Annotated in this window: 16 protein-coding genes; 4 read left to right on the top strand and 12 right to left on the bottom strand. The window is 71.3% G+C overall.

What is annotated here, in order from left to right; genetic code table 11:
- Positions 1-100: 100 nt before the first annotated feature.
- Complete coding sequence (locus P2Q00_RS10040) at positions 101-997, bottom strand: TIGR01777 family oxidoreductase (protein ID WP_275771583.1); 897 nt, start codon at positions 995-997, stop codon at positions 101-103.
- 73 nt (positions 998-1,070) lie between these two features.
- On the opposite strand from P2Q00_RS10040, the gene P2Q00_RS10035 reads away from it, so the two are divergent.
- Positions 1,071-1,559, top strand: coding sequence for a GNAT family N-acetyltransferase (locus P2Q00_RS10035; protein ID WP_275771582.1), 489 nt, complete (start codon positions 1,071-1,073; stop codon positions 1,557-1,559).
- Between the two features lie 6 nt (positions 1,560-1,565).
- On the opposite strand, the gene P2Q00_RS10030 is transcribed toward P2Q00_RS10035, so the two are convergent.
- Positions 1,566-2,750 carry a MarP family serine protease gene (locus tag P2Q00_RS10030; RefSeq protein WP_275771581.1) on the bottom strand — a complete coding sequence of 395 codons (1,185 nt, stop codon included), beginning with the start codon at positions 2,748-2,750 and terminating at the stop codon, positions 1,566-1,568.
- A 137-nt stretch (positions 2,751-2,887) separates the two neighbouring features.
- Here P2Q00_RS10030 and P2Q00_RS10025 point away from each other — a divergent pair, with 137 nt between their 5' ends.
- Complete coding sequence (locus tag P2Q00_RS10025; protein ID WP_425579528.1) at positions 2,888-3,805, top strand: peptidoglycan recognition protein family protein; 918 nt, start codon at positions 2,888-2,890, stop codon at positions 3,803-3,805.
- An 18-nt stretch (positions 3,806-3,823) separates the two neighbouring features.
- Here P2Q00_RS10025 and P2Q00_RS10020 read toward each other — a convergent pair whose 3' ends face one another.
- Positions 3,824-4,951: a lipid II:glycine glycyltransferase FemX gene (locus tag P2Q00_RS10020; RefSeq protein ID WP_275771580.1), complete on the bottom strand. Its 1,128-nt coding sequence runs from the start codon at positions 4,949-4,951 to the stop codon at positions 3,824-3,826.
- 92 nt (positions 4,952-5,043) lie between these two features.
- On the opposite strand from P2Q00_RS10020, the gene P2Q00_RS10015 reads away from it, so the two are divergent.
- A complete protein-coding gene (locus P2Q00_RS10015; RefSeq protein ID WP_275771579.1) occupies positions 5,044-5,268 on the top strand; it encodes a hypothetical protein in 225 nt (74 codons plus the stop codon).
- Positions 5,269-5,271: 3 nt separating this feature from the next.
- On the opposite strand, the gene P2Q00_RS10010 is transcribed toward P2Q00_RS10015, so the two are convergent.
- The 6 genes from P2Q00_RS10010 to P2Q00_RS09985 form a co-directional block, all read right to left on the bottom strand.
- Positions 5,272-5,397, bottom strand: a complete 126-nt coding sequence (locus P2Q00_RS10010) for a hypothetical protein (protein ID WP_275771577.1) — start codon at positions 5,395-5,397, stop codon at positions 5,272-5,274.
- Positions 5,398-5,607: 210 nt separating this feature from the next.
- Entirely contained in the window at positions 5,608-6,147 is a 540-nt protein-coding gene (locus P2Q00_RS10005) for a carboxymuconolactone decarboxylase family protein (RefSeq protein ID WP_275771576.1), read from the bottom strand.
- 28 nt (positions 6,148-6,175) lie between these two features.
- Positions 6,176-6,694, bottom strand: coding sequence for a DUF4240 domain-containing protein (locus P2Q00_RS10000; protein ID WP_275771879.1), 519 nt, complete (start codon positions 6,692-6,694; stop codon positions 6,176-6,178).
- Positions 6,695-6,750: 56 nt separating this feature from the next.
- Complete coding sequence (locus P2Q00_RS09995; protein ID WP_275771575.1) at positions 6,751-7,746, bottom strand: helix-turn-helix transcriptional regulator; 996 nt, start codon at positions 7,744-7,746, stop codon at positions 6,751-6,753.
- A 189-nt stretch (positions 7,747-7,935) separates the two neighbouring features.
- Positions 7,936-10,638, bottom strand: a complete 2,703-nt coding sequence (gene aceE / locus P2Q00_RS09990) for a pyruvate dehydrogenase (acetyl-transferring), homodimeric type (RefSeq protein ID WP_275771574.1) — start codon at positions 10,636-10,638, stop codon at positions 7,936-7,938.
- Between the two features lie 296 nt (positions 10,639-10,934).
- Entirely contained in the window at positions 10,935-11,558 is a 624-nt protein-coding gene (locus tag P2Q00_RS09985) for a GntR family transcriptional regulator (protein ID WP_275771573.1), read from the bottom strand.
- 280 nt (positions 11,559-11,838) lie between these two features.
- Here P2Q00_RS09985 and P2Q00_RS09980 point away from each other — a divergent pair, with 280 nt between their 5' ends.
- Positions 11,839-12,546, top strand: coding sequence for a hypothetical protein (locus tag P2Q00_RS09980; RefSeq protein ID WP_275771571.1), 708 nt, complete (start codon positions 11,839-11,841; stop codon positions 12,544-12,546).
- A 63-nt stretch (positions 12,547-12,609) separates the two neighbouring features.
- Here the strand turns inward: P2Q00_RS09980 and sucB are convergent, their stop codons facing one another.
- The 3 genes from sucB to P2Q00_RS09965 all read right to left on the bottom strand — a co-directional run bounded on the left by sucB (position 12,610) and on the right by P2Q00_RS09965 (position 17,605).
- Positions 12,610-14,367, bottom strand: coding sequence for a 2-oxoglutarate dehydrogenase, E2 component, dihydrolipoamide succinyltransferase (gene sucB, locus P2Q00_RS09975; protein ID WP_275771569.1), 1,758 nt, complete (start codon positions 14,365-14,367; stop codon positions 12,610-12,612).
- A gap of 60 nt (positions 14,368-14,427) precedes the next feature.
- Entirely contained in the window at positions 14,428-15,816 is a 1,389-nt protein-coding gene (gene lpdA / locus P2Q00_RS09970; RefSeq protein ID WP_275771568.1) for a dihydrolipoyl dehydrogenase, read from the bottom strand.
- Between the two features lie 253 nt (positions 15,817-16,069).
- Positions 16,070-17,605 (bottom strand): leucyl aminopeptidase, encoded by a 1,536-nt coding sequence (locus P2Q00_RS09965; protein WP_275771565.1) that lies wholly within the window; start codon positions 17,603-17,605, stop codon positions 16,070-16,072.
- Positions 17,606-17,828: the final 223 nt, after the last annotated feature.

Below are 17,828 nucleotides of genomic sequence, written 5' to 3'. Positions count from 1 at the left end.
GGGTCGAGGTTAGGGCCGTGATCGGTCAAGAACAGTCGCGCATCAACAGGGCACGGTCGCACAGCGGTCGCATACGGTCACGATGTGGCTCCGTGTGGGGTCACAGCGCTGCTTTGATCGCCCCCTCGATGTCCGGGAAGGCGAACGAGAACCCGGACTCCAGCAGCCGCTTCGGCAGCACCCGCGCGCTGCCCAGCACATCCCCCGCCATCTCGCCGAGCACGGTCCGCAGTACGGGCGCGGGCACCGTGAGCAGTGTCGGCCGGTGCAGTACGCGCCCCATGGCCGCGGTGATCTCACGGTTCGTCAGCGGGTTCGGAGCGGTGAGGTTGAACGGCCCGGACAGGCCGTCGGTGTCGATGAGGTGCCGGATCGCGGCCACCTCGTCATGCAGCGAGATGTACGACCAGTACTGCCGGCCGTTGCCCATGCGTCCCCCGAGGCCCGCCCTGAACAGCGGGAACAGCCGGCCCCAGGCGCCGCCCTCGCGGGCCACCACCAGCCCCGTCCGGGTGAACACGGTCCGTACGCCCGCCTCCCGCGCGGGCGCCGCGGCGGCCTCCCATTCCACACACAGCTCGGGCAGGAAGCCGGTCCCGGGCGGCGCGCTCTCGTCGACCGCCCGGTCGCCGGTCTCGCCGTAGTAACCCATCGCACTGCCGTTCACGAACACCCGCGGCTTCTCGTCCAGTGCGGCGATCGCCTCGGCCAGCGCTGTGGTGCCGAGCACCCGGCTGCACCGGATCCGCGTCTTGTACGCGTCCGTCCAGCGCCGGTCGCCCACGCCGGCGCCCGCGAGGTTGACCACGACGTCGCACCCGGCGAGCCCGGCCGCGTCGACGGTCCCGCCCTCCGGGTCCCACCGGACCTCGTCCTTCGTCCGGGGCGCCCGGCGCACCAGCCGCACCACCTCGTGCCCGTCGGCGGTCAGGGACCGCACCAGGGCGCCACCGATGAGCCCGGACGCACCGGCCACCGCGATTCGGGAACGTTCCATGGGGCCCATTCTGCGCGGGGGGCGCGTAAAACCCCGGTCGGGTTTCCGTCACCTCCGCCGTAGGGTGGCAGTCATGCCCGTTCCGTACATACGCCACGCAACCCTCGACGACGAGGAGACGCTGGGCCTTCTCGACCGTGTCACCTGGTCCCCGCTGCACTCCGTGCAGCCGCGGCCCCAACCGCCGTACGAGCCCTTCTACAACGAGCGGTTCGGGCCCCGGGACCATCTGGTCGCCGAGCTCGACGGCGCGGTCGTCGGCTACGTCCGGCTCGGCCATCCGACGCCCCTCGCGTGCAACTCCCACGTCCGTCAGATCCAGGGGCTCGCCGTCGCCGAGGAGGCGCGGGGCGCCGGGGTCGCGCGGGCGCTGCTGCGGGCCGTGCGGGACGAGGCCCGACGGCACGGGGCGCGCCGCCTCACCCTGCGCGTGCTGGGGCACAACACCCCGGCCCGGGGGCTCTACGAGGCCGAGGGGTTCGTGGTCGAGGGGATTCTGCCCGAGGAGTTCCTGCTGGCGGGCGAGTACGTGGACGACGTGCTCATGGGGTGCAGTCTCTGACCCGCGTCACGACGTGACGAGTTCGCCCGTGTCCACCGACGCCGTCGCGTCCGCCGCGCGACCGGCGTCGGAGGCGACCTCGGCCGCGGTCAGGACGTAGCCCGTCTCGTTGTCGGACGTCGAGCGGGCGAAGACCACGCCGTAGACCCGGCCGTCGGTGGTCAGCAGCGGTCCGCCGGAGTTGCCGGGGCGGACGGTCGAGCGGATCGAGTAGATCTCGCGCGTCACCGTGGCGTCGCTGTAGATGTTCTGGCCGGTGGCCCGGACGCGGTTGGCCACCGTCGCCGCCTGCAGGTTCAGGTCGCCGTCCTGCGGATAGCCGGCCACGACCGCCGAGTCACCGCGCGCGGCGCCGTCGTCGAACCTCAGGACCGGGGCGCCGAGGCCCGGCACATACAGCACGGCCACGTCCTTGTCGGGGTCGAAGAGCACCACCCGCGCCTCGTACGACCGCCCGACCCCGCCGATCCGCACGCTCGGGTTGTCGATGCCGGCCACCACGTGCGCGTTGGTCATCACATGGTCGCGCGCGTACACGAACCCGCTGCCCTCGCGCCCCTGATTGCCGGAGACGCCCTCGATCTTCACCGTGCTGCGCTTGGCCGCGTTGGTGGCGCTCGCCGTGACGCTGTCGCCGGTGGGCTTGGCGACCTCGGCCGTCGACTCGTTCTCGAACGGATTGAAGACCTGCGGGAAGCCCGCCTGGGTGAGCGCCGAGGTGGCCCGGGAGAACCAGGTGGGCGTGGTGTCCGGCATGGCGTCCTGTACGGCGCCGAGCAGCGCCGAGTCCCGGATCGCGGTCGTGACCAGCGGCGACGAGGAGGCGCCCAGCACACTCGCGGCCACCCACGCCACGATCAGCACGGCGACCGAGTTGGCCACGGCACCGCCCACCCCGTCGGCCACCCTCAGCGGCCCCCGGTCCAGCTCCCGGCGCAGCCGCAGCGCGAGGCGCCCCGCCAGCTCGTGCCCCACCACGGCCGGGAGCAGCACGGTCAGCACCGCGGTCACGGTCGCCCGGGTCGTCCCCGCCGTCACCAGGTCCATCATCCACGGCAGGATCCACACGCCGAGCACCGCGCCGCCGACGAACCCGGCGAGCGAGACACAGCCGGCCACCAGTCCGCGCCGGTAGCCCGATGCCGCGTAAGCCACGACCACCAGCAACAGCAGGATGTCGAGCAGGTCCACAGAGCCGCCTTTCTCTCAGACCTCTTAGTACGCGCGGGACGGGCCCAGTGATCAGCCACCCGGATCCTTCACGCGCGCGTGGAGCCCGGAACCAGCCACGTGTGCGTGCATCAGGAGAAACGCCCCGGACCGGGACGATGGTTCCACCGGGTGGCACAGCACACATCGCGGACCGGGCGGATCGGGCCGAGAGTGGGGTCATGCGTGTCCGAAGATCGCGAGGACCACGGCACGCGGGCGCCGCGCCCGCGCGGCGGAGCCGCATATCGGCCGTGACATCAGCCGCTGCCGGGGCGGGGCCCCGCACCCCGCGCGTGCTGCTCTCCTGCCTGCCCGGACTGGCCGCCGCCCTGGGACTGGTCCTGTGCGCGGACGGCATCGGACACCCGCGGGCGAAACCCCCGCCGCCCGTCGCCGCCCGCCCCGCCGCGCCGCACACGGCGGCCAAGCCCCACATCGTGCCCAGATCGGCCTGGCTGGACTCGCTCACCCGGCACGCCCAGCCGCCCCCGCGCTACGACGACAAGGTCGTCGCGGTCTTCGTCCACCACACCGACTCGCCGAACGGCTACGACTGCGCCGACGCGCCCCGCATCATCCGCTACCTCTACGCGGGCCAGACCGGCGCCCGCCAGTGGGACGACATCGGCTACAACTTCCTCGTCGACCGCTGCGGCACCATCTACGAGGGCCGCGCGGGCGGCATCGACCGGCCCGTCACCGGCGCCCACACCCAGGGCTTCAACCACCGCACGGCCGGTATCGCCGCCCTCGGCACCTTCACGGCGGGCGCCACCGTCCCGAAGGCGATGACCGATGCGATAGCCGCCCTCACCGCCTGGAAACTCGGGCTCGCCGACATCGACCCGCGCGCCCAAGTGCGCCTGGTCTCCAGCAACAGCCTCAGCCGCTACCGGTCCGGCACCACCGCCACACTCCCCGCCCTCGCCGGCCACAAGGAGGCGTACATGACGAGCTGCCCCGGCCTGGCCCTCATCGCCACTCTCCCCGGGATCAGACAGCTGGCGGCACGGCTCCAGGGCCGTACGCCCTAGAGGCGCGCACACGCCACCTCACCTGCGCCCGAGGTACGCCCCCAACGCCCGCTGCAGCACCTTGCCCTGGCTGCCCACCGGCAGCTTCCACTCCCCGAGGTACTCCACGGCCCGGCCGCCCGCGCCCGTCTTGAAGCGGAGCCGGTTCAGCAGACGGTCCTCGGTGAGGACGGGGGTGACGGAGCGCAGGTCGTACGTCTCGGCGCCCGCCGCGCGCGCGTCGCACAGCATCCGCCACAACAGCGCGCTGCTGGGCCGCAGTTCGCGCCCGTTGCGGCCGGACGCGGCGTACGAGTGCCAGGCGCGGGAGCCGACGTTGATCATGAGCGCCGCGGAGAGCACCTCGCCGTCGTACTCGGCGAGATACAGCCGCAGCCGGTCGTCGTCCTCGGCGTTCAGCGCCTTCCACATGCGGCGGAAGTAGTCCAGCGGGCGGGCCTTGAAGCCGTCGCGGGCGGCGGTCGAGGTGTACAGCCGGTGGAACTCGGCCAGGTCGGGGGCCCCGCCCCAGCCGACGCGCACACCCGCCAGTTCGGACGTACGCAGGCCCCGCTCCCAGTGCGGTGCCAGCGCCGCCCGCAGATCGTCCACCGAGCGCCCCGCCAGCGGTATGTGGCAGCCGTAGCGCGGCTGCCCCAGCCCGAAGCCGCTGCCCTCGTCCTCTTCGCACCGCCGCCACCCGAGCCGCCCCAGCCGCTCCGCCACGTCCAGCGCGTACCCGTCGAGCCCGTCCGCGGGGAGGTCGTGCAGATGGCGTACGTCGGGGTCGGCGATGCCCGCCGTGACGCCGGCCGCCTCCCAGTGGCGTACGACGAGGGGCGGTCCTATCCGGAGCGAGAACGCCCCGCGCTCCTCGACGTGGGCGACGAGCGGGTCCAGCAGGCGTTCCAGGCGAGGGCTCCGCCAGTCGATCGCGGGCCCGTCGGGGAGGTAGGCGAGACAGCGCCGGGTGCCGGGCAGCGGCCGGTACAGCACGAGCGCCGCCGCAACCATCGCCCGGTGCTCGAACCAACCGACGCTCTCCGCCTGCCAGTCGGGCTTCACCTCGCCCCACTCGGGGATCTGCAGATGGCTCGCATCGGGGTACTGCCGCAGCTGGGCAAGGTGTTCCTCGCGCGTGATCTCCCTTACGTACGGGCTGGTCATGGCCTCACAGGTTTCTCTCAGCCGCCTCACGGATCTTCCTGAGGCGCTCTCCCTATCGTCATGCACACGCACTGACTGGAGGTGGGGAAGAAGTGAACAGTCACCACAGCACCACGCACAAGACCGAAGGCCGGACCCGGACCACCGGCGGCCCCTGGGCGGCGCTCTGCGCGGCCGTCGCCGTCGTCCTCGGCCCGGCGGCCGTCACCGCGTCCGCGCTCGACCAGGCCAACGCCGCGCCGATGTACCACGCGGTGAAGGCCGACCAGGCCCAGGCGTACATCCCCTCGGACACGTCCCGCCGACGGACGGCCTGACGCTCACCCGGAGTCGCCGCCCACCAGTCCCAGGAATTGCTCCCCGGACGGGTCGACATCCACCCCGAGCCCGTTCATGAGGCCCGCCAGCATGACGTAGTAGCCGGTCGTGGTGACGATCTCGATCACCTGCCGGTCGGTGCTGCATTTCCCGGGGGATGACCCCCGGACCCCCAACAGAAACACACGCCGGCCAGCGCGACCGGCGAGGGACATCGCGAGGCAAACCTGAGTGAAGCAGGCGCGGAGAGCCGCCGGTGTGTCCTCGGACAGGGTGCGCCGGCCACCAGCTCGCAGACCGCCGACTCGGCCGCGTCCCGGCTGCGGACGGCCTGACGCTCACCCGGGGTCGCCGCCCACCAGTCCCAGGAATTGCTCCCCGGACGGGTCGACATCCACCCCGAGCCCGTTCATGAGGCCTGCCAGCATGACGTAGTAGCCGGTCGTGGTGACGATCTCGATCACCTGCCGGTCGGTGAAGCTGGCGCGGAGAGCCGCCAGCGTGTCCTCGGACAGGGTGTGCCGGGCCACCAGCTCGAACGCCGCGGTCACCGCCGCCGACTCCGCCTCGTCGAACTCCCGCCCGGCAGCGCGCCGTTCGGCGATCGCCGCCAGTTGCGCGGGCGTCACCCCCGCGTTCAGGGCGATCGGGTGGTGCTGGACGGACTCGTACTCGCACTGCGTACCGGCCGCGACCGCCAGCACGACCAGCTCGCGCAGCCGGACCGGGAGCGTCGACTCACGCAGCACCGCCAGGCCCAGCTCGATCGTCGGACCCGTCAGCGGCGGGGCGTGCGAGAGCATACGGAAGGCGTTGAGCGGCACGGGCAGCCGGGCGACGGCGTCGGACGGCCGCTCCGGGTACGGAATTCGAGCCATGGTCCCCCTCATTGCACAGATGTGAACGTCAGTCCCGGAACCGCTCCCACAGCTTGGGATAGCGCTCCGCCAGCACCTGCTCGTTCTCGAAGTCGAGCGGTGTGCCCTCCGGCTCGGCGGCCGCGGGCGGGATGCCCAGGTCCGGGGCGATGGTCCCGGTGAGCTGCTCATAGGCCTCGTCCGCCGCGTAGCCCAGTTCCTCCCCGTCCCCGTCGATCTCCTCGTCGAAGTCGTCCAGGAGGTCCGCCAGCGAGTCCGGCTGGTGCACCGCTCCCTCGTACACCTCCCGCCCCTGCCCGATCAGCCAGCACCGGAAGAAGTCGAACGCGTCGTCGCTCGCCCCGTCGAGCAGCACCCAGGCGGCACCCCACAGATCCCAGCTGTACGCCCGGTTGTAGCGGGACTCGAAGTGACGGGCGAAGTCCAGGACCGTCTCCGGGTCGAGCTCCAGAAGCCGCTCCACGAGCAGGTCCGCCTGCTCCTCCGGGTCGCCCTCGGCGGCCTCGCGGGCGGCGTCCACCAGCTCCCAGAACTCCGACTCTTCCATCACGGGTCCAGCATCGGCCCTGGGCGGGTGGGGCGCACGTGGAGTGCGGCGGATTGTTATGTCCCGTTCAGCCGGTCGTACAACCGGGCCAGCCGTGCCGCATCGTCCGCGAAACGCCCGCGCAGGCTCTCGGGCGCCAGCACCTCCACCTCCGGACCGAGCCCCGTCAGCTGCGAGTGGGCGACCTTCTCGGACTCCACGGGAAGCGTCACCGTCAGCCACCCGTCCTCGTCCGGCGACCCGGCGGCCGCCAACGCCTCCCGTGCGGATGCCGGATCGACGACGTACGGAAGTCTCCGGACACCGTCCCCCGACAGTCGTACGACGACCTCGGCCAGCAGGATCGACCGCGCGAACTGCTCGGCCTGTGCCTCCCAGAAGCCGGGCAGGTCGAACTCCTCGTCCCGCGAGAACCGGTCGGCGCAGACGTCCACCGCCGTGAACCGGTCGATGCGGTAGACGCGGTACGGGCCGCGGTGGTCCGGTTCGGCGACCCGCGCGCACAGGTACCAGACCCCCGCCTTGAGCACGAGTCCGTACGGCTCCAGTACCCGCTCGACCTCGGTCTCCCGGCTCCGGTAGCGCGCGGTGATCCGGCGGTCGTCCCACACGGCGTCCGCGACGGCGGGTAGCAGGGCGGGGGCCTTGGGCTCGGTGAACCAGTTCGGCGCGTCGAGGTGGAAACGCTGCGCGGCCGTACGGGAGGCGTCCCGCAGGGACGGAAGCAGCGCGGCGGACACCTTCAGCTGTGCCGCCGAGGCCGCGTCCTCCAGCCCCATCTCGCGCAGGGCGCCCGGCACACCGGACAGGAACAACGCCTCGGCCTCGCTGCGGGCCAGCCCGGTCAGCCGGGTGCGATACCCGCCGATGAGGCGGTAGCCGCCGGCCCGGCCGCGGTCCGCGTACACGGGTACGCCCGCCTCGGACAGCGCCTGCGCATCCCGTGTCACGGTCCGCTCGGAGACCTCCAGCTCCCGCGCCAGCTCGGCGGCGGTCATGGAGGGGCGGGACTGGAGGAGCAGCACCATCTTGATGAGGCGGGCAGCACGCATACCGCCATGATGCCGGGGGTTTGCGTGGTCGGGTGCGGGCCGGATGTGGCTGGTCGCGCCCACGCGGCGGAGCCGCATATCGACACAGCCCCGCGCCCCTGAAGACAAAAGCCAGGCACGCCGGAGCGGACCTGGCTTTTAAGGGGCGCGGGGAACTGCGCGACCAGCCCCCACGCACCCGCAGCCGAACTACAACCCGTACCGCTCCCGGGCCTCCTTCACGGCCGTCGCCTTGACCTCACCGCGCCGGGCGAGCTGGGCCAGGGCCGCGACGACGATCGACTCGGCGTCCACCCCGAAGTACCGGCGAGCCGCGTCACGCGTGTCGGAGAGACCGAAACCGTCCGCGCCCAGCGAGGAGTAGTCCTGCTCCACCCACTGCGCGATCTGGTCCGGCACCTGCCGCATGTAGTCCGAGACGGCCAGCACCGGCCCCTCGGCCCCCTGCAGCGCCTGCCGCACGAACGGCACCCGCTCCTCGCCGCGCAGCAGCGCCGCGTCGGCCTCCAGCGCGTCACGGCGCAGCTCCGTCCAGGACGTGGCCGACCAGACATCGGCCGCCACACCCCACTCCTCCGCAAGCAGCTTCTGCGCGCCCAGCACCCAGTGGATCGCCGTACCGGAACCCAGCAGCTGGATGCGCGGCGCGTTGGCCACCGGCGAAAGCCCGGCGGACTCGGCCGTGTTGAAGCGGTACAGGCCCTTGACGATGCCCTCGTCGATGCCCAGGCCGGCCGGCTTCGCGGGCTGCGGCAGCGGCTCGTTGTACACGGTGAGGTAGTAGAAGACGTTCGGGTCCTCGCCCGGCGCCGCCTCGCCGTACATGCGGCGCAGACCGTCACGCACGATCGTCGCCACCTCGTATGCGAACGCCGGGTCGTACGACAGCGCCGCCGGGTTGGTCGCCGCGATCACCGGCGAGTGGCCGTCGGCGTGCTGCAGGCCCTCGCCCGTCAGGGTCGTACGGCCGGCCGTCGCACCGACCAGGAAGCCGCGGCCGAGCTGGTCGCCGAGCTGCCACATCTGGTCGGCCGTGCGCTGCCAGCCGAACATCGAGTAGAAGATGTAGAACGGGATCATCGCTTCGCCGTGCGTGGAGTACGCGGTGGACGCGGCGATGAAGTCGGCCATCGAACCGGCCTCGGTGATCCCCTCGTTGAGGATCTGGCCGTTCTTGGCCTCCTTGTAGTACATCAGCTGGTCGCGGTCGACCGGCTCGTACGTCTGGCCCTTGGGGGAGTAGATCCCGAGGGACGGGAAGAGCGACTCCATACCGAAGGTGCGCGCCTCGTCCGGGACGATCGGCACCCAGCGCTTGCCGGTCTCCTTGTCGCGGACCAGGTCCTTGATGAGGCGTACGAAGGCCATCGTCGTCGCCACGTTCTGCGTGCCGGAGCCCTTGTCGAAGGAGGCGAAGGCCTTCTCGGCGGGGGCGGGCAGCGGGGCGAGCGCGTGCGTACGGCGGGCCGGGGCCGGGCCGCCGAGGGCCGCGCGGCGCTCCTGGAGGTAACGGACCTCGGGGGAGTCGGTGCCGGGGTGGCCGTAGGGCACCTGGCCGTCGACGAACTGGCTGTCGGAGATCGGCAGTTCAAGGAGATCACGCATCTTCTTGAACTCGTCCACCGTCAGCTTCTTCATCTGGTGGTTGGCGTTCTTCGACGCGAAGCCCTCACCGAGGGTGAAGCCCTTGACGGTCTGGGCCAGGATCACGGTCGGCGCGCCCTTGTGGTCGACGGCGGCCTTGTAGGCGGCGTAGACCTTCCGCGCCTCGTGACCACCGCGCGACAGGTGGAAGCATTCGAGGATCTTGTCGTCGCTCAGCAGCTTCGCCATCTCGACGAGCGCCGGGTCCTTGCCGAAGAAGTCCGCGCGGATGTAGGCGGCGTCGCGCGTCTGGTACGTCTGCACCTGCGCGTCCGGTACCTCGCGCAGCCGGCGTACGAGCGCGCCCGTGGTGTCGAGCTGGAACAGCTCGTCCCAGGCGGAGCCCCACAGCGACTTCACGACGTTCCAGCCCGCACCGCGGAACTGGGCCTCCAGCTCCTGCACGATCTTGAAGTTCGCGCGGACCGGGCCGTCCAGGCGCTGCAGATTGCAGTTGATGACGAAGGTGAGGTTGTCCAGGCCCTCGCGAGAAGCGAGTGCGAGTGCGGCCGTGGACTCCGGCTCGTCCATCTCGCCGTCGCCCAGGAACGCCCAGACGTGGGAGGACGAGACGTCCTTGATGCCGCGCGCCGTCAGATAACGGTTGAAGCGGGCCTGGTAGATCGCCGACAGCGGGCCGAGGCCCATCGACACCGTCGGGAACTCCCAGAGCCAGGGCAGGCGCCGCGGGTGCGGGTACGACGGAAGGCCGCCGCCGCCCGCCTCCTGGCGGAAGTTGTCGAGGTGCGCCTCGGTCAGGCGGCCGTCGAGGAAGGCACGGGCGTAGATGCCGGGGGAGGCGTGGCCCTGGATGTAGAGCTGGTCGCCCGAACCGTCGGCCTCCTTGCCCTGGAAGAAGTGGTTGAAGCCGGTCTCGTACAGCCAGGCCGCGGAGGCGAAGGTGGCGATATGGCCGCCGACGCCGTGTTTCGCGCCCCGGGTCACCATCGCGGCCGCGTTCCAGCGGTTCCACGCGGTGATACGGCGCTCCATCTCCTCGTCACCGGGCACACCCGGCTCGGCGGCGGTGGGGATGGTGTTGACGTAGTCCGTCTCAAGGAGCTTGGGCAGCGCGATGCCGTTGCCCTCCGCGCGCTCCAGTGTGCGGCGCATCAGATACGCGGCACGGTGCGGGCCCGCCGCCTTGGCGACCGCGTCCAGGGAGGCCTGCCATTCGGCGGTCTCCTCGGGGTCCCGGTCGGGGAGCTGGTCGAGCTCGCTCGGCTGGATGGCGTTGGGGTCGGTCATGTCGCCGCCTTCCTCAGTCGAAGGGGGTTCCCTCATCGGTTAAGGGTTCGGGGTTGCCCTTGGTCTTTGGCAGGACAGGGCGTGGACCTTGGTGCTGTGACACCGTGCGGCTGCCGCCGCGTGGTCCGTCGGCGACTCTAACTCCCTGATCGATGATCGATCAAAGGGGTGAGGGGCAAAACTTCTCGATTACGAGAAAGTAGGCACGGGGTGCCTTTCGGACGGGCACCCGGTGCCGCGAATTTCGGAGGTTTTCGCAGGTCGGAGGCACGTTTGAGCGCCGCCTCGCTCAGGACTCAGGCGCGCGGCGCGCAGCCCAGCACATGTGCCTTCACCAGTTCCGCGATACGGGGGTCCCGCCGCCGGAACGCCTGCACCAGCTCCTCGTGCTCCTCGGCGTACGACTGCTGCACCGTCCCCAGCCAGCGGATCGACAGCGCCGTGAACACCTCGATGCCCAGGCCCTCCCAGGTGTGCAGCAGTACGGAGTTGCCCGCGGCGCGCACCAGCTCGCGGTGGAAGGCGACCGTGTGCCGCACCTGGCCCGTGCCGTCGGCGTTGCGGTCGGCCTCGTAGAGGGCGACGACATGCGGTTCCAGGGCCGAGCAGTCCTCCGCCAGCTTCTCCGCCGCCAGTTCCGCCGCGATCGCCTCCAGGCCGGCCCGCACCGGGTAGCTCTCCTCCAGGTCGGCCGCCGTCAGGTTCCGTACCCGTACGCCCTTGTTCGGCGCCGACTCGATCAGCCGCAGCGACTCCAGCTCGCGCAGCGCCTCCCGTACCGGCGTCTGGCTGACCTCCAGCTCGGTCGCGATCCGTCGCTCCACGATCCGCTCGCCCGGCTTCCAGCGCCCGCTGACGATCCCCTCCACGATGTGCTCGCGGATCTGTTCGCGCAGCGAGTGGACGACGGGCGCGGTCATGAGTGCTCCTTAGGGAGGGGCCGCCCATCGGCCCCGGGGGCGTTTGACGTTTAGACAATAAGGCCGCGGGCCCGTTCGGGAGGGGCGCACGGGGGCGCTTTCATGCAGGTGAGACGAGACTTACACGCCCTGCAGACTGCCGCCCCCTGTAAAGACCCGTACCGGGCCCACCGCGGAGTCGTCACCGCCGTGTCACGGCGAGAACCCCCGAGCCGCCCATGCCGTCGCGGTCGGCAAGGAGTTCCTGTGCGGGGAGCTCCTGGAACGTCAGGGGGACGGCATGTACAGCAGGGAACGGCGCAGCAGGCGACGGTGGATGCTCGCAGTGGTGGTCGTGGCGGCGCTCGTGGGCGCGATCATCGCCCTCACGGGCTGCCGGCCGACGCCCACGGAGGCATCCGGTGGACCCACCGAGGCGGCGGCCACCGGGACGCCGAGCGTCGGCGGTACGGAGGTGCAGGGCATGGCCGGCTCGGCCGGGCCCGGCGGAGCCTGCGTCTTCGTCAAGCCGGACGGTGCCCAGAACTTCGGGCACGTCGGCTGGGGCTTCCGGGTCACGGGGACGAACCAGTGGGTCTACGGCGCCGTGGAGAACCCCACGAACAAGCTGTACACCCCGCCAGGCGGCTACATCGGCGCCTGGCACGCGCAGGGGACGTACAGGCGGATGCTCAGTGATATGTCCCGGGACGCCCACTACCCCGGCAAGTCCACGCATCCGTACAGCCGTTACCGCTGCGTCTCATCCTCCACCAGCGACGTCAACAACGCCTGGGCGATGATCCGCACCGTCGAGAGCCGCGGCTTCCTGGTCGGCTTCGACCCGAAGACCGGCGAACTGACCTCCCGGGACTGCCTCGACGCGACGTACGACGTCCTGCACGCCTACCGGACGCGGCATCTGACGTACGCGCCGCACCTGGACATCCCCAACGTGTGGGTGGAGACGCTGTGGGACTGGAGCGACCACACGCTCACGCCCCGGTAGCGATACGACGGCGCCCCCGCCCGGAAAAGCTCCGGACGGGGGCGCCGTATGACCCGATGGGGGTTACAGACCGAGCTCGACCTCGAACTCGCCCGCCTCCAGGATCGCCTTGACTGCGGTCAGGTAGCGGGCCGCGTCGGCGCCGTCCACCAGACGGTGGTCGTAGGAGAGGGTCAGGTACGTCATGTCGCGGACGCCGATGACCGTGCCCTCCTCGGTCTCGATGACCGCCGGGCGCTTGACCGTGGCACCGATGCCGAGGATCGCGACCTGGCCCGGCGGCACGATGATCGTGTCGAAGAGCGCACCGCGCGAACCGGTGTTGGAGATGGTGAAGGTCGCGCCGGACAGCTCGTCGGGCGTGATCTTGTTGGCGCGGACCTTGCCCGCCAGGTCGGCCGTGGCCTTGGCGATACCGGCGATGTTGAGGTCACCGGCGTGCTTGATGACCGGGGTCATCAGGCCCTTCTCGGAGTCCACCGCGATACCGATGTTCTCGGTGTCGAAGTAGGTGATGGTCCCCTCGGCCTCGTTGATCTTGGCGTTGATGGGCGCGTGTGCCTTCAGCGCCTGGGCCGCGGCCTTGACGAAGAACGGCATCGGGGAGAGCTTCACGCCCTCGCGGGCCGCGAAGGAGTCCTTCGCCCGGGCGCGCAGCTTCATCAGACGCGTGACGTCGACCTCGACGACCGAGGACAGCTGCGCCTGCTCGTGCAGCGCCTTGACCATGTTGTCGCCGATGACCTTGCGGATGCGCGGCATCTTGACGGTCTGGCCACGGAGGGGGGAGGCCTCCAGGGTCGGCGCCTTCTTGGCGGCCGGAGCAGCGGCAGCGGCCGGAGCCGGAGCAGCGGCGGCGGCCTTCGCGGCCTCGGCGGCGGCGATGACGTCCTGCTTGCGGATACGGCCGCCGACGCCGGTGCCCTTGACGCCGGCCAGGTCGACGCCGTTCTCGGCGGCGAGCTTGCGCACCAGCGGGGTGACGTAGGCGCCCTCGTCGGTGGCCTGCGCGGCGGGCGCCGGAGCGGCCGGAGCCGGGGTGACCGGGGCCGGAGCGACCGGCGCGGGGGCCGGAGCAGCGGCGACCGGGGCGGGCGCGGGAGCCGGAGCGGCGGGCGCCGGGGTGACCGGAGCCACGGGGGCAGCCGGAGCCGGGGCAGCGGCGACGGGCGCCGGGGCGGCCGGGGCCGGAGCAGCCGCCGGAGCGGCACCCGGGGCGCCGATGACGGCGAGCTTGGCGCCGACCTCGGCGGTCTCGTCCTCGGCGACCGTGATCTCAAGCAGCACACCGGAGGTGGGCGCCGGGATCTCGGTGTCGACCTTGTCGGTGGAGACCTCGAGCAGCGGCTCGTCGGCCTCGACGGAGTCGCCGACCGACTTCAGCCAGCGGGTGACGGTGCCCTCGGTGACGGACTCACCGAGAGCCGGGAGGACCACGTCCGTGCCGGACGCGGCACCGGCCGGAGCGGCAGCGGCGGGCGCGGGGGCGGCCGGGGCCTCGGCGACCGGCGCCGGGGCGGGCTCGGCCACGGGGGCCGGAGCCGGCTCGGCGACCGGGGCCGGGGCGGCAGCGGGGGCGCCGGTGCCGTCGTCGATGACGGCCAGCTCGGCGCCGACCTCAACGGTCTCGTCCTCGGCGACCTTGATGGAGGCGAGGACACCGGCGGCCGGCGAAGGGATCTCGGTGTCGACCTTGTCGGTCGACACCTCGAGCAGCGGCTCGTCGGCCTCGACGCGCTCGCCCTCGGCCTTCAGCCAGCGGGTGACAGTGCCCTCGGTGACGCTCTCGCCGAGCGCCGGAAGGGTTACGGAAACCGCCATGGTTTCGGTTGCTCCTTACGAATTGCGGAAGTCTGAAGTCGTCGCTTCGTCGACCGAGGGTCAGTCGTGCGAGTGCAGCGGCTTGCCGGCCAGTGCCAGGTGGGCTTCGCCGAGCGCCTCGTTCTGCGTCGGGTGGGCGTGGATGAGCTGGGCGACCTCGGCGGGCAGCGCTTCCCAGTTGTAGATCAGCTGGGCCTCGCCGACCTGCTCGCCCATGCGGTCGCCGACCATGTGGACGCCGACCACGGCACCGTCCTTCACCTGGACGAGCTTGATCTCGCCCGCGGTGTTGAGGATCTTGCTCTTGCCGTTGCCCGCGAGGTTGTACTTCAGAGCGACGACCTTGTCCGCACCGTAGATCTCCTTGGCCTTGGCCTCGGTGATGCCCACGGAGGCGACCTCGGGGTGGCAGTAGGTCACCCGCGGCACGCCGTCGTAGTCGATCGGGACGGTCTTCAGACCGGCCAGCCGCTCCGCCACCAGGATGCCCTCGGCGAAGCCGACGTGCGCGAGCTGGAGCGTCGGGACGAGGTCGCCGACGGCGGAGATGCTGGGCACGTTGGTGCGCATGTACTCGTCGACCAGGACGTAGCCGCGGTCCATCGCGACGCCCTGCTCCTCGTAGCCGAGACCGGCCGAGACCGGGCCGCGGCCCACGGCGACGAGCAGGACCTCGGCCTCGAACTCCTTGCCGTCGGCGAGGGTGACCTTGACGCCGTCGGCGGTGTACTCGGCCTTCGAGAAGAAGGTGCCCAGGTTGAACTTGATGCCGCGCTTGCGGAACGCGCGCTCAAGAAGCTTGGAGGAGTTCTCGTCCTCGACCGGGACGAGGTGCTTGAGGCCCTCGACGACGGTGACGTCCGACCCGAAGGACTTCCAGGCGGAGGCGAACTCGACGCCGATGACGCCGCCGCCCAGGATGATCGCGGACTTGGGCACGCGGTCCAGGACGAGGGCGTGGTCCGAGGAGATGATGCGGTTGCCGTCGATCTCCAGGCCCGGCAGCGACTTCGGCACGGAGCCGGTCGCGAGGAGCACGTGACGGCCCTGGATGCGCTGGCCGTTGACGTCGACGGAGGTCGGGGAGGACAGTCGGCCCTCACCCTCGATGTATGTCACCTTGCGGGAGGCGACGAGACCCTGCAGGCCCTTGTACAGGCCGGAGATCACGCCGTCCTTGTACTTGTGGACCCCGGCGATGTCGATGCCCTCGAAGGTGGCCTTGACGCCGAACTGCTCGCTCTCGCGGGCCTGGTCGGCGATCTCGCCCGCGTGCAGCAGGGCCTTGGTGGGGATGCACCCCCGGTGCAGGCAGGTACCGCCGACCTTGTCCTTCTCGATCAGGGCGACGTCCAGGCCCAGCTGGGCCCCGCGCAGCGCCGCGGCGTAACCACCGCTACCACCGCCGAGGATCACTAGGTCGAAAACGGTGCTGGCGTCGTTCGCCACGTCACGTCCTCCATGCATGTGCGCCACGCCGGTCAGCCGTGACCGGTCGGCGGCTGGTGTCCGGCCGCTCTTTCTTCGGCCCTGTGATGGGGGCCCTGTCCTGCCGAGCCCCATCTTCGCACTTGTCGGAGGTGAACGAGACGCCGGGCCGGTGTGTGAGACGTCCCACGTTCAGTTGAGCGCATGCAGGACCGGACATGAGTGAGGGGGCTCCGCCCTACCCGCGCGCGGAGCCCCCTCGTTCGCAGCGACGTCAGCCCAGGTCGCCCGAGGCGGACAGCTCCGCCAGCCGGACCAGCGTCCGCACGGCCGTTCCCGTACCGCCCTTGGGCGTGTACCCGAACGGTCCGCCCTCGTTGAAGGCCGGCCCCGCGATGTCCAGGTGCGCCCAGGTGATCCCCTCGCCCACGAACTCGCGCAGGAAGAGACCGGCGACCAGGCCGCCGCCCATCCGCTCGCCCATGTTCGCGATGTCGGCGGTGGGGGAGTCCATGCCCTTGCGCAGGTGCTCGGGCAGCGGCATCGGCCAGGCCGGCTCGCCGACCTCCTCGGCCGCTTCGTGCACCGCGGAGCGGAACGCGTCGTCGTTCGCCATGATCCCGAACGTCCGGCTGCCCAGCGCCAGCATCATCGCGCCGGTCAGGGTCGCGACGTCCACGATCGCGTCCGGCTTCTCCGCGGAGGCGGCCCACAGCGCGTCCGCGAGGACCAGCCGGCCCTCGGCGTCGGTGTTGAGGACCTCGACCGTCTTGCCGCTGTACATGCGCAGCACATCACCGGGACGGGTCGCGGAACCCGACGGCATGTTCTCCGCCAGCGCCAGCCAGCCGGTGACATTGACCTCAAGTCCCAGGCGCGCGACGGCGACCACGGCGGCGAAGACCGCAGCGGCACCGCTCATGTCGCACTTCATCGTCTCGTTGTGCCCGGCCGGCTTCAGCGAGATGCCGCCCGAGTCGTAGGTGATGCCCTTGCCGACGAGCGCGAGGTGCTTCTTCGCCTTGGAGGAGGTGTACGACAGCTTCACCAGCCGCGGACCGGCCGCCGAGCCGGCGCCGACGCCGAGGATGCCGCCGTAGCCGCCCTTCTCCAGGGCCTTCACGTCGAGCACCTGCACCTTGATGCCGTGCTCCTTGGCCGCGGCCGTCGCGACGGCGGCGAACGCCTCCGGGTCGAGGTCGTTCGGCGGGGTGTTGATCAGGTCGCGGGCGCGGTTGAGCTCCTCGGCGACGGCGATGGCGCGGTCGACGGCCGCCTTGTGCTCCTTGTCGCGGGGCTTGCCGCCCAGGAGGGACGCCTCGGCGAGCGGCGCCTTGCCGTTCTTGTCCTTGGCGGCGCTGTTCGAAGGCGCGTTGTTCTTGTAGGCGTCGAAGGAGTACGCGCCGAGCAGCACGCCCTCGCCGATCGCGCCGATGTCGGAGGCGTCCCCGACGGGGAGGGCGAAGGCGGCCTTCTTGGCACCGGTCAGGGCGCGGGCGGCGGCACCGGCGGCCTTGCGCAGTGCCTCGGCGTCGTACGCGGAGTCCTTCTCGGGCTCCGAGCCCAGGCCGACCGCCACCACGAGCGGGGCCTTGAAGCCGGACGGCGCGGGCAGCTTCGTCACCTCGCCCTCGGCGCCGGCGGCACCGAGGGTTTCCAGGACGCCGGCGAGCCTGCCGTCATAGGCCTTGTCCACGGCCTCGGCGCCCGGTGCGACGACCGGGCCCTTCGCGCCCTTGGCCACACCGATCACGATCGCGTCGGCCCGAAGACCGGGCGCCGCGGCGGTGCTGAGAGTGAGAGCAGTCACGGTGGTGAATTCTCGCTTCCAATGTGAAGTTTCTGTGGTCGATCTGTGTGGGTCGACCGGGCCCGACAGCCGACCCTAGGCCCGGCCTCAGGGTGCGGTCTCCGCGGGGCCTTCCCCGGTACGGCGAACACTCGGGATGAGCCTACGCGTGTGTGCGCGTTCACTCATTCCTTAACGGCGGGGGGTTGCGTTCTTGCAGTCCCCGCCATCGGAGATCATCCGT

It is taken from the genome of Streptomyces coacervatus (assembly GCF_029223485.1).
GTDB classification, from domain to species: Bacteria; Actinomycetota; Actinomycetes; order Streptomycetales; family Streptomycetaceae; genus Streptomyces; species Streptomyces coacervatus.
Note: the sequence above shows the minus strand (reverse complement) of the source record. Positions and strands in the feature narration are given on the sequence as shown.

Coding starts and splice junctions, on each gene's coding strand:
- P2Q00_RS10040 (WP_275771583.1), bottom strand. CDS start 997: ATGGAACGTTCCCGAATCGCGGTGGCCGGTGCGTCCGGGCTCATCGGT.
- P2Q00_RS10035 (WP_275771582.1), top strand. CDS start 1,071: ATGCCCGTTCCGTACATACGCCACGCAACCCTCGACGACGAGGAGACG.
- P2Q00_RS10025 (WP_425579528.1), top strand. CDS start 2,888: ATGGTTCCACCGGGTGGCACAGCACACATCGCGGACCGGGCGGATCGG.
- P2Q00_RS10020 (WP_275771580.1), bottom strand. CDS start 4,951: ATGACCAGCCCGTACGTAAGGGAGATCACGCGCGAGGAACACCTTGCC.
- P2Q00_RS10005 (WP_275771576.1), bottom strand. CDS start 6,147: ATGGCTCGAATTCCGTACCCGGAGCGGCCGTCCGACGCCGTCGCCCGG.
- P2Q00_RS10000 (WP_275771879.1), bottom strand. CDS start 6,694: ATGGAAGAGTCGGAGTTCTGGGAGCTGGTGGACGCCGCCCGCGAGGCC.
- P2Q00_RS09995 (WP_275771575.1), bottom strand. CDS start 7,746: ATGCGTGCTGCCCGCCTCATCAAGATGGTGCTGCTCCTCCAGTCCCGC.
- aceE (WP_275771574.1), bottom strand. CDS start 10,638: ATGACCGACCCCAACGCCATCCAGCCGAGCGAGCTCGACCAGCTCCCC.
- P2Q00_RS09985 (WP_275771573.1), bottom strand. CDS start 11,558: ATGACCGCGCCCGTCGTCCACTCGCTGCGCGAACAGATCCGCGAGCAC.
- P2Q00_RS09980 (WP_275771571.1), top strand. CDS start 11,839: ATGTACAGCAGGGAACGGCGCAGCAGGCGACGGTGGATGCTCGCAGTG.
- sucB (WP_275771569.1), bottom strand. CDS start 14,367: ATGGCGGTTTCCGTAACCCTTCCGGCGCTCGGCGAGAGCGTCACCGAG.